The sequence below is a fragment of the Brevundimonas sp. genome, assembly GCF_016463295.1.
Lineage (GTDB): Bacteria > Pseudomonadota > Alphaproteobacteria > Caulobacterales > Caulobacteraceae > Brevundimonas.
Map to the genome: position 1 here is coordinate 1 of NZ_JAEMRO010000054.1, position 14,081 is coordinate 14,081.

Genomic DNA, 14,081 nt, shown 5'->3' on the forward strand with positions numbered 1-14,081 from the left:
GCCACCGACACGCCACACCGCACGCTGAGCGAGGCCATGGTCGGGGCCGACGTCGTGTTGGGCCTGGCGGCCAAGGGTGCCATTACCAAGGAGATGGTGGCCTCCATGGCTCCCAATCCGATCATCTTCGCCATGGCCAATCCGGACCCGGAAATCACGCCCGAAGACGTGGCCTCGGTCCGGTCTGACGCCATCATGGCGACCGGCCGGTCGGATTATGTGAACCAGGTCAACAACGTCCTGGGCTTTCCCTACATCTTCCGCGGCGCGCTGGACGTGCGGGCGCGGCAGGTCAATCACGAGATGAAGATCGCCTGCGCCCAGGCCTTGGCGGCGCTCGCCCGCGAGGACGTGCCGGACGAGGTCGCCGCCGCCTATTCGGGCCGCAAGCTGAAGTTCGGGCCGGACTACATCATCCCTACGCCGTTCGACCCGCGCCTGATCTGGTACATCCCGCCCTTCGTGGCCCAGGCGGCGATGGACACGGGCGTGGCGCGTCGGCCCATCCCCGACATGGACGCCTATCGCGCCCAGCTGCGCGAGCGGGTCGATCCGTCTGCCGCCCTGATGCAGAAGATTTCCTCCGCCGTGCGGGCCGCCCCGAACAAGCGGGTGGTCTTCGCCGAGGGCGAGGAGGCGACCGTTATCCGCGCCGCCTGGGGTTTCAAACAGGCCGAGCTGGGCACGCCCATCCTGCTGGGTCGCGAGGATCTGATCCGTCAGAACGCGGCCGAGGCGGGACTGGATTTCGACGCCCTGGGCATCGAGATCGTCAATGCCCGCGTGTCCGACAAGAACACCGAATACACCGACTTCCTGTACGACAAGCTTCAACGCCGGGGCTATCTGCGGCGCGATGTCCAGCGGATGATCAATCAGGACCGCAACTATTTCGCGGCCTCCATGGTGGCGCGCGGCGATGCCGATGCGGTGGTCACCGGCTCGACCCGCAACTTCAACATGGTGCTGAAGGAGGTCCGGCGCGTGCTGGACGTCAAGGAGCGGATGATCGGCCTGTCGATCCTGCTGGCCAAGGGCCGGACCCTGTTCGTGGCCGACACCTCCATCCATGAACTGCCCGACGCCGAGGAACTGGCCGAGATCGCCATCCAGGCGGCGGCGACCGTGCGTCGCCTGGGCCGGACCCCGCGCGTGGCCTTCCTGTCCTATTCTACCTTCGGCAACCCGCCCGGCGACCGGGGCGAAAAGGTGCGCGAGGCGATCCGCATCCTGGATCGCAAGGGCGTGGACTTCGAATACGAGGGCGAGATGCCGCCCGAGCTGGCGCTCGATCCCGAGGCCCGCGCCAACTACCCCTTCATGCGGTTGAGCGCCGACGCCAACGTCCTGGTCATGCCCGCCATCCACTCCGCCTCGATCTCGACGCGGCTGGTCCAGGCCCTGGGCGGGGCGACGGTGATCGGTCCGCTGCTGGTCGGGCTGGAGAAGTCGGTCCAGATCGTCAGCCTGGGGGCCTCGGTGTCGGAAATAATCACCGCCGCCACCTTCGCCGCCTACGACGGCGTGGAGGTCAACGAGGGCTAGCGTCTGCTTCCGGCTGGCGGGCCAGGCCGCGACGCTCGGCCGCCAGCCGGATCCATTCCACAAGGCAGAAGACGACGGCGATGCCGCCGAGCGCGGCGGCAAAGAGGAAGACCGGGGCGAACCCCTGGTTCTCGATCATCTCGCCCAGAGCGCCACGCCCCAGGGTCCCGATCAGCAGGGCCAGCGACGTGAAGACCGCAAACTGGACCGCGCCGAACATACGGCTGGACAGGGCCGACAGATAGGCGACGAAGGCCGCGCCCGCGAAACCACCCGCGATGTTCTCGCCCGCGATGGCCAGCATCAGTCGTGCCATCGGCTCGCCCGCGCCGAAGGTTCCGAACAGAGCGTACAAGCCGGTCGCCTCCATGAAGCGACCGATGACCGGCGCGCCCATGGCCAGGTCCACGAACAGCAGATTGGTCGCCGCCGCCAGGATCGCCCCGATCAGCAGGGACGCCATCCGCCCGATGGCCAGGAGCGCCCAGCCGCCGAGGCCGATACCGATGATGGTCATGATGACGCCGAAGGTCTTGGACGCCAGCGCCACCTCGCTCTTGGTGTGGCCCAGCGCCCCGCCCGTGTCGCCCATGTAGAAGGGAAAGGCGAAAGGTCCCCAGACGCCGTCGGTGATGCGATAGGTCAGGATCAGGCCCAGCACGATCAGCGAGCCCCAGCCCAGCCGCCCCATCAGCTCGACCAGCGGGGCCAGGATGGCGTCATAGAGCTTCGTCAGGACCGGGCGATCTCCCGGTGCCGGCGTGGCCACCTTGCCGCGCCAGACCACGAAGCCGGCCAGGGCGCAGGGCAGCAGGACGGCGGCGGCGATGATCCAGGGGCCCCAGGTGCCGGTGAACTCGCCCGCGCTGGGGGCCGGTGTCGTGGTCAGGGCCGTGACCATGAAGTTGACCAGCATATAGGCCGCCCAGGCCCAGGCGGCGAGCGTGGCGATCAGGGCGATCTGGCGCAGACGCGGCGAACCCAGGCGCTCCCTGGCGATGGCCTGGGGCGGTGCAGGCGCGGGCTCGGGCGCGATCAGCGTGCCCAGCACCCCCAAGCCCATCAAGATGCCGCTCAACATGTAGGTGACGGGCCAGCCGACCGCGTCGGCCAGCAACAGACTGCCAGCGCCGCCTACCAGGGCCGCGCTGCGTGACCCGAACTGATAGATGGTGGACAACAGGTCCAGCGGCGCACCCGGTCCCGCGACCTCGATCCGCCAGGTGTCGATGACGATATCCTGGGTCGCCGAAGCGAAAGCGGCCAAGGCGGCGGCGATGGCCAGGGGCACCAGAGTACTGCCCTCGGGATTGGAAAAGGCGATGACGAACAGCGCACCGATCACCACGACCTGACAACCGATCAGCCAGCTGCGGCGACGGCCCAGCCGCTTTCCGATCACAGGCGGTCGGAGACCGACAAGAGGCGACCACAGGAATTTGAAGGCCGCGAAAAGCCCGACCCAGGACAGGATGCCGATCGTCGAGATCGCCACGTCGGCGTCCGTCAGCCAGGCGTTCAGCGTGCCCAGCACCATGGTGATCGGCAGGCCCGCCGAAAAGCCCAGCAGCAGCATGGCGAGGGTCCGCCGGTCGCGGAAGGCGACCTTGATGACGCCCAGGCCCTTGGGGGCAGTGTCGGTCGCGGCGACGGGCTCGGTGGGAGCGCGGGCAGGGGTGTCGTTCATTCGGTCGGCGTCTCCGGCAGACGCCCCCCGCGTCCTCAAATCAGACGGCGACCTTGGCGCGGACGTCCCGGTTCGTCCAGCGGGCAAGTGTCGATCGCAGCGCTTCCAGCTCCAGCGGCTTGACCAGATGGTCGTCCATCCCCGCCTCCAGACAGGCCCGCCGATCCTCGGCAAAGGCATTGGCAGTCAGGGCGATGATGGGCGTTCGGTCGCCCGCCGCCCGGATGGCGCGCGAGGCCGTCGGGCCGTCCACGCCGGGCATACGCATGTCCATCAGCACCAGGTCGTAGCGGGCGCGTTTCAACGCCGCGATGGCCTCCGCCCCATTGGCGGCGGTCTCGACCGCGCAGCCTTCGCGTTTCAGCAAGGTCGTGGCCAGCAGGGCCCCGACCGGATTGTCCTCGACCAGCAGCACGCGGGTGCCGGAAAAGCGCGAGGGGATGACCCGGTCGTCGTCGAACAGGGTCTGACGCAGGCCGGTCGTGCCGCTGCTTTGGCCGATAGCCGCCAGCACCCGCTCGGCCAGTGAGGCGCGGCGAAGAGGCTTGATCAGATAGCCGTGGAACCCCGCCGAGCGATAGGCGGCGATCCGTTCCCGCTCTTCGGGTTTCAACAGGACGATGGCACGGGCACCGGCAGGATGCGGCACCAGGGCATGGCCCTCGGGACGGGCGGCATGATCGACCAGGACGACCGGCGCGTCGGCGCGAACCTGTCCACCCGCAGCTTCGATCTGGGCTGTGGCGGCGGCGCGGACGAAGGGATCGGGGCTTACGATGCCGACCGCGCGACCCTCGAGCTCGCGTAGGCGCTTGGCCCCCTTGGCCGCAGTGAAGTCGGCGGTGAAGCGGAAACGGGCGCCGGCACCGTCGGGCCGGTCGGACACCTCCACTTGACCGCCCATCGCATCAGCGAGACGACGCACGACGGCCAGCCCCAGGCCGGCGCCGCCGAAGCGCGAGGCGTCGGAGGCATCGACGTGGCCGAACTCCTCGAAGATGCGGGCGCGCGCCTCGGGCGGCACGCCGGGGCCGGTGTCGTCGATGGCGAAGGCCAGGCGGGGTTTCGAGGCCGGTCCGCCCGCGCGTTCGACGCTGATGCGGACGCCGCCGGTCTCGGTGAACTTGACCGCATTGCCGGCCAGGTTGAACAGAACCTGCCTCAGCCGCCCCTCGTCGCCGACGATGTCGGGGGCGTCCGCGGCGACGGACCAGGCGATTTCCAGTCCGCGTTCATGGGCGCGGGGGCTCAGCAGTTCGGCCACGCCGCGGACCAGGGCTTCCAGATCGACGGGGGCGGAATCAAACTCCAGCTTGCCGGCCTCCAGACGGGCGTAGTCCAGCAGGTCGTTGACCAGCCCCAGCAGATGTTCCGCCGAAGACCGCGCGGCCTCGGCATAGGCCCGCTGGGCGCCGTCGAGTTTGGTCCGCGACAGCAGACCCAGCATGCCGATCACCCCGTTCAGAGGTGTGCGCATCTCATGGCTCATCAGGCGCAGGAACTGCTGCTCGGGCGCGGTCGCGCCGGCGGTGTCTGATTGGGGCTTGGTCTGCCGTGCCATCGTCGTCTCCTGACGCGCGGACTCTGCACTCCAACCCCTTAAATTTGGCTCAAGCGATCAGAAGGCGGGCGTTCCGTGACGGGCGGTCTGGCGCTCGAAGTCGCCCTGGGCCCCGACGGTGGTGCGCCGATAGATCAGGGCCTCGGCGATATGACGGCGCAATACGCCCTCGCAGCCGTCCAGATCGGCGATGGTGCGGGCCAGTCTTAAGGTTCGGGTCCAGCCCCGCGCCGTCAGACCCCCGGCCTCGCCCGCCCGCATCAGCAGGGCGCGCCCCGCCTCGTCCGGCCGGGCGAACCGGTCAAGGGTCTCGCCCGAGGCGCGGGCGTTGATGGCCTGGTCCCGCGCGATGTCCGGGTCGATCCCGGCGGCGCGCAGGCGGTCCTCCTGCATGGCGCGGGCAGTCTGGACGCGGGCCGAAGCCTCAGCCGTGCCTTCGGACGGCGGCGGCAAAGCCATGTCGGCGGCGGTGACCGGCGGCGTTTCGACGGTGAGGTCGATGCGGTCGAACATCGGGCCGGAGATGCGGTTCTGATAGTCCCGCTGACAGCGCGGAGCCTTGCCGCACGCGCCGCGCCCTCCGCCGCCCAGGCCGCAGCGACAGGGGTTCATGGCCGCGATCAGCTGGAACCGCGCCGGATAGCGGACATGGGCATTGGCCCGGGCCACCACGATTTCGCCGGTCTCCAGGGGCTGGCGCAGGCTGTCGAGCGCCTGAGCCGAATATTCGGGCAGTTCGTCCAGGAACAGCACGCCGTTGTGGGCCAGCGACGCCTCGCCCGGCTTCGCCTTGTGCCCGCCACCCGTCAGCGCGGCCATGGAGGCGGAATGGTGCGGCGCGCGGAACGGCCGTTCGCGGGTCAGGGAGCCGCGCTCGATCATCCCGGCCACCGACCACACCATGGAGGTTTCGAGCAGTTCCTTGGGCGTCAGCGGCGGCAGAAGGCCCGGCAGGCGCGCCGCCATCATCGACTTGCCCGAGCCCGGCGGTCCGACGAACAGCAGATTGTGGCCCCCGGCGGCGGCGATCTCCAGCGCCCGCTTGGCGCTTTCCTGACCCTTGACCTCGCGCAGGTCGGGCACGCGTACGCCGTCGCGCATGGCCCCTGGCTCGGGCCGCCGCAGGACCTGCACGCCCTTGAAATGGTTGACCAGACCGATCAGCGAGCGCGGAGCCAGCACGGCGACATCGCCCGCCCAGGCCGCCTCCGGCCCATTGAACTCCGGACAGATGAGGCCCAGCCCCATGGCGTCGGCGGCCACGGCGGCGGGCAGGGCTCCGCCCACCGGCGCGATCTGGCCATCCAGCCCGAGCTCCCCGATCGCGGCCCAGCCGTTCAGGGCATCGGGCGGAATGACGCCCATGGAGGCCAGCAGGGCCAAGGCGATGGGCAGGTCGAAATGGCTGCCCTCCTTCGGCAGGTCGGCCGGGGCCAGGTTGGCGATGATGCGCTTGGACGGCAAAGCCAGCCCTATGCCCGCGAACGCCCCCCGCACCCGTTCCCGGCTCTCGGCCACCGCCTTGTCGGCCAGGCCGACGATGGTGAAGGACGGCTGATCGCTGGACAGCTGCTGGACCTGCACGTCCACGCGCCGCGCATCCACCCCTTCGAAGGCAACCGTGACGACACTGGCGACCATGACCCGCTCCCGCTATCCGCGAGAGAACGAACCATGAACGAGAGCGGATTGCAAGACCGGGGTTACGCCGACGGAATGCGCCGTGTCTCTATGGCGTCCCACATAAGAGCGGCGGCATCGACACCGCTGAACTGTTTGAGCTGCTGCGCACCCGTGGGGGAGGTCACGTTGATCTCGGTCATCCAGTCGCCGATCACGTCGATGCCGACGAAGATTAGCCCACGCTCTTTCAGGGTCGGGCCGATGGCGGCACAGATTTCCAGGTCGCGCGGCGTCAGTTCGACCGGAGCCGCCGTGCCACCGACGCGCAGGTTGGAGCGGACCTGATCCTTCAGCGGCACGCGGTTGATGGCCCCGACGGGTTCGCCGTCGACCAGCAGGATGCGCTTGTCGCCCGCTGACACCGCCGGCAGGAATTTCTGGATCACCAGGGGGTCGCGGCTGCCCGTGGCGTGAATCTCGATCAGGGCCTCCAGATTGGGGTCGTCCGCCTTCAGCCGCACGACGCCCGAACCGGCCGCGCCGTGCAGGGGTTTCAGCACCACATCGCCGTGCCGCTTGTGGAAGTCGACCAGGGCGACCGGGTCCGAACTGATCAGGGTCGGCGGAGTCAGGTCGGGGAAGTGGGTGACCAGCAGCTTTTCAGGCGCGCTGCGCACCTGGGCCGGATCGTTGACGACCAACGTCTGCGGGTGGACCGTCTCCAGCAGATAAGTGGCCGTGACATAGGCCATGTCGAACGGCGGGTCCTGACGCATCAGGATGACGTCGATGTCACGGCCGAGGTCCAGTTTCACTTCGTCTCCGAAGGTGACGTGGTCGCCCTGTACCTGTTTCAGGGTCACCGGGCGGGCGCGGCAGTACAGGCGGCCTTCGTCCAGGGCCAGGGTGCGGAAATCATAGACCCAGAGCGAATAGCCCCGGTTCTGCGCCTCCATCGCCATCAGCCAGGTGGTGTCCGAGGCGATGTTGACCCCTTCGATAGGATCCATCTGGATGGCGACTTTCATGGGCTCGGTCCTCGGCTGCTCTGCCCCAGACTAATGGGCAGGCGGGCAAGGCGGCGCAAGGCCGGGCGGTCTCAGTTCAGCTGAAGCCGGACCCGGTCCAGACTGATCTGACGGCGCGCGGCCAGCGGGTCGTCCAGGGTGCGGGCGCAGGCCAGGGCCTGGAGCGCGCCGGTCAGGGCCCCCTGCTTCTCGCGCGCGGTGGCGACGTCCAGCCAGGGACGGTGGTCCTCGGGGTCCAGCAGGGCGCATCGTAGGGCGGACCGCTCTGCCCCTTCATAATCATGGGCGTGGATGGCGCGGACGAAGACCATGTTCTGCAGCCGGATCAGGGCCTCGCGGTCGCTGACCGAGGCCATCAGCAGGTCCAGCCGGTCGGCGACGTGCGGCGTGAGACCCGCCCGCAGCGCGCGACGGCTGAGCTCGGACGGCAAAACCAGCCGCCCCTGGCTGAATGGGTCCAGTGCGACCGGCCCCTCGGGCGTTTCCACCCGCAACAGGAAGTGGCCGGGGAAGTCCACGCCATCGGCCCGCAGGTCATTGCGCCGGGCGGCATCCAGATAGAAGACGCTGAGCGCCGCCGACAGGCCGCGCCTGCGCTCGGCGATGTCGATGACGTCGGTATTGGCCGGATTGTCGTGATGCAGCAGGTCGCCATTGAGGCGGAAGTCGCTGCACATCGTTTCGGACAGGGCCTCGTCAGGACCGTCCTCGATCAGTCGCTCGGCCAGACGTTCGGCGGCGCGGTCGGCCAGGGCGCGGACGGGGGCGGGATCGCGCAGGGGGGCGTCGTGGATGGCGCAGGCGATGGCGGCGTCCAGAAGCGGGAAGGCATCGTCCTCGGCCTGACCGGCCTGGGTCAGAACGTCGATAGCCTCGTCGCGCGTCATGCTTCAGCCCCCTCTAGCCCCTCCCCATGGGCTCTATGCCGCGACGATGAACCGGAAACCGTCCGGGGGCCAGCGCCACAATATCGATACGCAACACATGACCAGCCAAGCTGGGTCTTTGGCGCAACACCGCGCGACCGGCGGACAGCAGGCGGTCGTACTGGTCCGGGCCAATGGCCAGCAGCGCCTGATCGACGGTCGCGCGGCGCTTGACCTCGACCACGGCCAGCGTCCTGCCCCGGCGGGCCAGGATGTCGATTTCGCCGGCGCGGGTCTTCAGCCGGAAGCCGAGCAGCTGATAGCCCTTCAGCATCAGCCAGGCCGCCGCCAGCCATTCGGAGCGATGGCCCTGGCGGTGGGCGTCGCGGCCCAAGGTCATGCGCCAGCCCTGCTTGGCCCGCACGACAGTTGCGGGTTTCAGCCGGGGGCGTTTCCGGCTCACCGGCCCTGCATCTCCAGCGCCCGCTTGTAGAGGGGCTTGCGGGGCAGGTTCAGGGCACGGGACACTTCGGCGGCGGCCTCGCCCGGTGGCAGGCGGGTCATGGCCTCGGCCAGGGCGGCATCGGCGTCGGCCTCGCTGGCGACCTCGGCCTCGCCGGGGCCGATGACGATGACGATCTCGCCCTTGGGCGACTGGCAGCGGGGGTCCGTGGCCAGCTCGGCCAGAGTCCCGCGCACGCACTCTTCGTACAGCTTGGTCAGCTCGCGGGCGACGGCCGCGGGGCGTGGGCCGAGGACGGCGGCCATGTCGGCCAGGCTGTCGGCCAGACGCGGCCCGCTCTCGAAGACAACCAGCGTCTGGCGGGTCGTGCGCAGCTCTTCCAGCGCTGCGCGGCGGGCACCGGACTTGGGTGGCAGGAAGCCCGCGAAGGTCACGCGGTCGGCCGGCAAGCCCGCGATGCACAGGGCGGCCAGCAGGCTGGAGGCACCGGGGATGGGATGGACCGGCAGGCCCTCGGCGATCACCGCCCTGGCCACGACGAAGCCGGGATCGCTGACCAGCGGCGTGCCCGCATCCGACACCAGGGCCACCACTGCCCCTTCGCGCAGGCGTTGGATGGCCAGTTCCGCCGCCCGGGCGGAGGCGTGGTCGTCGCAGCGTTCCAGTTTGGTCTTCAGCCCATAGGCCGACAGCAGCTTGCCGGTCACCCGCGTGTCCTCCGCCAGGACCAGATCGGCGGCGGCCAGCACGTCCAGCGCCCGCAACGTCATGTCGCGCAGGTTCCCGATCGGCGTCGCCACCAGATACAGGCCGGGCGAAACGAGGCGCGGCGGCGGGGCAGTGGGGGGGAAGGGTGAGGGCTCGGTCATCTCACGGGACTATGGTTCAGTCCGCCACAGCGGGCGTCATAACCGTTGGTAGCGGCACATCGCGTACGCCTCTGCGATTGCGCATCCTGAACTGGCTCTGATAGCGGCGGCGCTGTTTTGCAACCTCATAGAGCACGATGCCCGAGCTTGTCCCAAGATTGAGACTTTCAATCATGCCGAACATGGGAACACTGACACACATGGCGCTGCGTTCAACCGCCCGCTCGCTGATGCCAACGGACTCGCTTCCGAACCATACCGCCAGTTTGGCGTGGACCGTGTAGTCACCGTCGTCCAGATACAGGCTCGTTTTGCCCTTCACATGGGGCGAGGTGACGATGGACACGAAGCCCTTCTTTTCGAGGTAGTCGAAACACTCGTCCGTGCTGTCGAAGCGCTTCACGAACGTCCACTTCACTGCCGAAACCGAAATCTTGGAGATGGCCCTGTCGCTGCGCAACTCCTGCCAATCGTCGGGCAAGGCACGGCGTGGATCGACCACATAGACTTTCTCAACGCCGAGCGCGTTCACGTTTCGAATGACCGTGCCGATATTCTTTACGTCGGTCGGGTCCTCGATCACCGCGATGAGATTCTTGCAGCGAAACGGTTTGATCGCATCCGCCTTCGCGCGAACCGATCGTTTTGAAGGGGCGGTATCTTCCATCGCTTATGACTAGCGCTGCTTTGGGTGATCTTGCCACGCGAAACTGACTCGGCACCCGTCCACGTTTATGTGAGCAAGACTTTCAGCACCCCGTCTAGCACCGGCCGCCCCGTCGCGGTGGCGCGGACCCGTCCGGCCTCGACTTCCAGAAACCCGTCCGCGATCAGGTCGGCCAGCGGGTCCGCCTCGACTGTTCGTCCCAGCGTCGCCAGGTTCGCCAGCGCTGCCCCCTCGACCGTGCGCAGGCCCAGCAAGACCTTTTCCTCGGCGGCATCGGTGGGGGAGAGGCGTTGGTGTTCGCCCCAGGGGATTCCGGCCTCGACGCCGGTGACATAGTCGGCGATGCCCCGGTGGGCGACGGTCGCGGTGCGGACGCCGTCCAGGGTCAGGCGGCCATGGCCACCGGGGCCGAGGCCCAGATAGTCGCCCCCGCGCCAGACATGCAGGTTGTGGCTGGAGCGGGCCGCAACGCCGCGCGCGTGGTTGGAGACCTCATAGGCGTCGAAACCGGCGGCCTGGAGCACCTCTTGTGTGGTCTCATAGAGGTCCGCGGCCAGATCCTCGTCGGGCGGCGACCAGGCCCCCCGCGCGACGGCGCGGCCGAAGGCGGTCGTGGGCTCGATGGTCAGCTGGTACGGCGAGATGTGCTCGAACCCCAGATCGAGCGCCTGGGTCAGGTCCTCGGTCCAGCCGGCCACCGTCTGGCCGGGGCGGGCATAGATCAGGTCGATCGACAGCCGGTCGAAGGCGCGGGCGGCGACGGCGACGGCACGCCGGGCCTCGTCCGCCGAATGGTTGCGGCCCAGAAATCTGAGCGCCGCGTCGTCCAGCGCCTGGACCCCCATCGACAGGCGGTTGATCCCGGCGTCTCTCAGCGCCGCGAAGCGGTCGGCCTCCGCATCCGTGGGATTGGCTTCCAGCGTAATCTCTATGGGGCCGAGGGGAGCGAACCGGGCCGTGGCGGCGGCGATGATGCGGGCCACGGCGTCCGGGTCCAGCAGAGAGGGCGTACCACCGCCGAAGAAGATGGAGGCCAGGCGGCGCGGTCCGGTCAGCGCGGCCTGCGCCTCCAGATCGGCCAGGATCGCCTCGACCAGCCCCGCCTGCTCCTGATCCCGCCCCCGGTCGCGCACGACGTTGAAGTCGCAATAGGGGCAGATGCGCGCGCAATAGGGCCAGTGGACGTAAAGGGCCAGGGGTGTGGAGGCGTTGCTTAGCCCCAAGCCAACGGTTTCATCCTTCTCCCCTTGCGGGAGAAGGTGCCCCGGAGGGGCGGATGAGGGGTCGCTCGGACCTTTCAGCATCGTACCTGGTAGCCCTCCAACGCGGACGGGTCGGAGCGACCCCTCATCCGTCAGGCTTCGCCTGCCACCTTGTCTCGCAAGGGGAGAAGGATGCACACCTAGATATGAATCGCATGCCCAAGCGCCCGCAGGCTCGCCTCGTGGAAGGCTTCGCCCAGGGTCGGGTGCACGTGGATGACGCCCGCGACGTCCTCCAGCACCGCGCCCATCTCCAGCATCTGTGCGAAGCTGTTGGACAGTTCGGCGACATGCTGGCCGACGGCCTGGATGCCCAGCAGGCGGTGATCGGACTTCGAGGCCAGCACGCGCACGAAGCCGCCGTCCTCGCCCGCCTCGATGGCGAGCGCCCGGCCGATAGCGGCCAGCGGGAACATGGCGGTGATGACGTCGTCGCGGCCCTCGACATCCAGCGGGCCGAGACCTGCGGACACGATTTCCGGCTCGGTGAAACAGACCGCCGCGATGGTGACGGGATCGAACCGCTTGTCGTGTCCGGCGATGATCTCCGCCACGACCTCGCCCTGGGCCGAGCCCTTGTGCGCCAGCATGGGCTCACCGGTCAGGTCGCCGACGGCCCAGACGTTCTTCATGTTCGTGGCGCAGCGGTTGTCGATCTTCACGAACGGCCCGTCCATGGTCACGCCCATGTTTTCCAGACCCCAGCCCTTGGTGCGCGGGCGGCGACCCACGGTGACCAGCACCTTGTCGGCGGGCAACTGCATCGGCGTGCCGTCGCGCGTGGTGATCGACAGCTGGCCCTCTCCGAACCCGCCGGCCTTGGCCCCCAGATGCAGTTCGACACCGTGGCTCGTAAGCCATTTGGCGACCGGATCGGTCAGGGCCTTGTCATAGAGCGGCAAGATGCGGTCGGCCATTTCGACGATGGCCACCTGGGCCCCCAGCTTGCGATAGGCGATGCCCAGTTCCAGCCCGATATAGCCGCCGCCGACGACGACCAGCCGCTCCGGCACCGCATCCAGCGACAGGGCCTCGGTCGAGGAGATGACGTCGCCGCCGAACTTCAGGAACGGCAGCTCGACCGGCTCCGACCCCGTGGCCAGGATGACGTGTTCGGCGCTGATGACGATGTCGCCGTCATCGGTCTTCACCGTGCAGGTCTTGGCGTCGGAGAACTGGGCCCAGCCCTTGATGACCTTGACCCTGGCCTTCTTCAGCAGGGCCGCGACCCCGCCGTTCAGCTTTTTGACGATCCCGTCCTTCCAGGCGACGGTCTGGGCGAAGTCAATCACCGGGTCCGCCACAGTGATGCCCAGGGTTCCGCCATTGGCGGCCTTGCTGACCGTCTCGAACTTGGACGCCGCATGGATGATGGCCTTGGACGGAATGCAGCCGACGTTCAGGCAGGTCCCGCCCAGCCCGTCACCGCCATCCACCAGAATGGTGTCGAGCCCCAGCTGGCCGCAGCGGATGCCGGCGACATAGCCGCCGGTTCCTGCACCGATGATGAGGACTTTGGTCTTAAGGGTCTGGGTCATTTCGCTGACTTCTTACGAATTTTGAGGGATGCTCGGCCAACTTCAAGGCCAATGAGGAATAAGAAAGCCCCGATCCCAAGTGTGACCGGCCAACGGAAGGACAAAGGAGGGGTGACCGATGCGGAATTTGCTAGTTCAGATGGCGGCCACGTAGGAAGCCCATCATCTTCAGGGTACGGAGCACTGCCACCCCTGACTTGCAGATTTCCCAATATAACGAGAGCTTCAGCTGCGGACCGACCGTTCGCCGGAATGGCGTGAAGGTTGCGCAGGTTTTGTCGACCGGGTGGAGCCAAGAAGACGAGATACTCTTTCCCGTTCAGCGTCTCGCCTTGTTCGATGTGTTCAATGTACCAATCGCTGCACATCCCTGCGGTAAACGTCATCTCAACCGGCGGGGGAGGACGTTCACCCCAAATCGGTTCGATCGGCCTCATGCGAACGCTGAAATTATCAGCGGGATAGCGGGGATTCACAGGCGTGAAGTCCTCAGCCACGACCCGATAAACCGATGTCACTGACCGGTAGTATGCTTTGTCGAACTCGGCTTGGTTGGGTCCTGGTGTGCAGGCCAAAGCCGGAGCCGACAGGGCGACCAGCAGAGTCAGCGCAACAGGAAGCAACCCAAGCTTCACTCGATCACCCCATCCACAGCGTCGCGGGATGCTCCAGCAGGCCCTTGATCCGCTGGACGAAGACCGCCGCGTCGTGGCCGTCGACGATGCGGTGGTCGAAGCTGGAGGACAGGTTCATCATCTTGCGCACGACCATCTGGCCGTCCCGCACCACCACCCGCTCGGCGATCTTGTTGGGGCCGATAATGGCGACCTCGGGGTGATTGATGATCGGGGTGTGGACCACCCCGCCCAGCGTGCCCAGCGAGGTGATGGTGATGGTCGAGCCAGACAGCTCCTCGCGCTTGGCCGAACCGTCCTTGGCCGCGCCCGACACGCGCGCGATCTCGGCGGCGGT

12 protein-coding genes are annotated in these 14,081 nt (G+C 67.9%); 1 reads left to right on the top strand and 11 read right to left on the bottom strand.

Annotation, left to right across the window (positions count from 1 at the left end):
- Nucleotides 1-1,545 (top strand): phosphate acyltransferase (locus tag JHC81_RS10585; RefSeq protein ID WP_292174292.1); only part of this gene is annotated, 1,545 nt, incomplete at its 5' end.
- On the opposite strand, the gene JHC81_RS10590 is transcribed toward JHC81_RS10585, so the two are convergent.
- From JHC81_RS10590 to JHC81_RS10640, 11 genes are all read right to left on the bottom strand, one after another.
- Complete coding sequence (locus JHC81_RS10590; protein ID WP_292174295.1) at nt 1,532-3,232, bottom strand: MFS transporter; 1,701 nt, start codon at nt 3,230-3,232, stop codon at nt 1,532-1,534. The genes JHC81_RS10585 and JHC81_RS10590 overlap by 14 nt on opposite strands.
- 40 nt (nt 3,233-3,272) lie before the next feature.
- Nucleotides 3,273-4,793: a response regulator gene (locus JHC81_RS10595; protein ID WP_292174297.1), complete on the bottom strand. Its 1,521-nt coding sequence runs from the start codon at nt 4,791-4,793 to the stop codon at nt 3,273-3,275.
- A 57-nt stretch (nt 4,794-4,850) separates the two neighbouring features.
- On the bottom strand, nt 4,851-6,434 hold the full coding sequence (locus JHC81_RS10600; protein WP_292174298.1) for a YifB family Mg chelatase-like AAA ATPase: 1,584 nt from the start codon (nt 6,432-6,434) through the stop codon (nt 4,851-4,853).
- A 62-nt stretch (nt 6,435-6,496) separates the two neighbouring features.
- Nucleotides 6,497-7,444 carry a glutathione synthase gene (gene gshB, locus JHC81_RS10605; RefSeq protein WP_292174299.1) on the bottom strand — a complete coding sequence of 316 codons (948 nt, stop codon included), beginning with the start codon at nt 7,442-7,444 and terminating at the stop codon, nt 6,497-6,499.
- 71 nt (nt 7,445-7,515) lie between these two features.
- Nucleotides 7,516-8,331, bottom strand: a complete 816-nt coding sequence (locus tag JHC81_RS10610; RefSeq protein ID WP_292174301.1) for a transglutaminase family protein — start codon at nt 8,329-8,331, stop codon at nt 7,516-7,518.
- Nucleotides 8,332-8,344: 13 nt separating this feature from the next.
- Complete coding sequence (locus tag JHC81_RS10615; RefSeq protein WP_292174319.1) at nt 8,345-8,710, bottom strand: YraN family protein; 366 nt, start codon at nt 8,708-8,710, stop codon at nt 8,345-8,347.
- A 59-nt stretch (nt 8,711-8,769) separates the two neighbouring features.
- Entirely contained in the window at nt 8,770-9,642 is an 873-nt protein-coding gene (gene rsmI / locus JHC81_RS10620; protein ID WP_292174305.1) for a 16S rRNA (cytidine(1402)-2'-O)-methyltransferase, read from the bottom strand.
- Nucleotides 9,643-9,658: 16 nt separating this feature from the next.
- The gene (locus JHC81_RS10625; RefSeq protein WP_292174307.1) at nt 9,659-10,309 is read right to left on the bottom strand and encodes an RNA methyltransferase; all 651 of its coding nucleotides are present in this window, start codon (nt 10,307-10,309) and stop codon (nt 9,659-9,661) included.
- Between the two features lie 65 nt (nt 10,310-10,374).
- Nucleotides 10,375-11,532 (bottom strand): radical SAM family heme chaperone HemW, encoded by a 1,158-nt coding sequence (hemW, locus tag JHC81_RS10630; protein WP_292174309.1) that lies wholly within the window; start codon nt 11,530-11,532, stop codon nt 10,375-10,377.
- Between the two features lie 179 nt (nt 11,533-11,711).
- Nucleotides 11,712-13,109, bottom strand: a complete 1,398-nt coding sequence (gene lpdA, locus JHC81_RS10635) for a dihydrolipoyl dehydrogenase (RefSeq protein WP_292174312.1) — start codon at nt 13,107-13,109, stop codon at nt 11,712-11,714.
- A 639-nt stretch (nt 13,110-13,748) separates the two neighbouring features.
- Nucleotides 13,749-14,081, bottom strand: a 333-nt coding sequence (locus JHC81_RS10640) for a 2-oxo acid dehydrogenase subunit E2 (RefSeq protein ID WP_292174315.1), incomplete at its 5' end; no start/stop codon positions are given.

Coding starts and splice junctions, on each gene's coding strand:
- JHC81_RS10590 (WP_292174295.1), bottom strand. CDS start 3,232: ATGAACGACACCCCTGCCCGCGCTCCCACCGAGCCCGTCGCCGCGACC.
- JHC81_RS10595 (WP_292174297.1), bottom strand. CDS start 4,793: ATGGCACGGCAGACCAAGCCCCAATCAGACACCGCCGGCGCGACCGCG.
- JHC81_RS10600 (WP_292174298.1), bottom strand. CDS start 6,434: ATGGTCGCCAGTGTCGTCACGGTTGCCTTCGAAGGGGTGGATGCGCGG.
- gshB (WP_292174299.1), bottom strand. CDS start 7,444: ATGAAAGTCGCCATCCAGATGGATCCTATCGAAGGGGTCAACATCGCC.
- JHC81_RS10610 (WP_292174301.1), bottom strand. CDS start 8,331: ATGACGCGCGACGAGGCTATCGACGTTCTGACCCAGGCCGGTCAGGCC.
- JHC81_RS10615 (WP_292174319.1), bottom strand. CDS start 8,710: ATGACCTTGGGCCGCGACGCCCACCGCCAGGGCCATCGCTCCGAATGG.
- rsmI (WP_292174305.1), bottom strand. CDS start 9,642: ATGACCGAGCCCTCACCCTTCCCCCCCACTGCCCCGCCGCCGCGCCTC.
- JHC81_RS10625 (WP_292174307.1), bottom strand. CDS start 10,309: ATGGAAGATACCGCCCCTTCAAAACGATCGGTTCGCGCGAAGGCGGAT.
- lpdA (WP_292174312.1), bottom strand. CDS start 13,109: ATGACCCAGACCCTTAAGACCAAAGTCCTCATCATCGGTGCAGGAACC.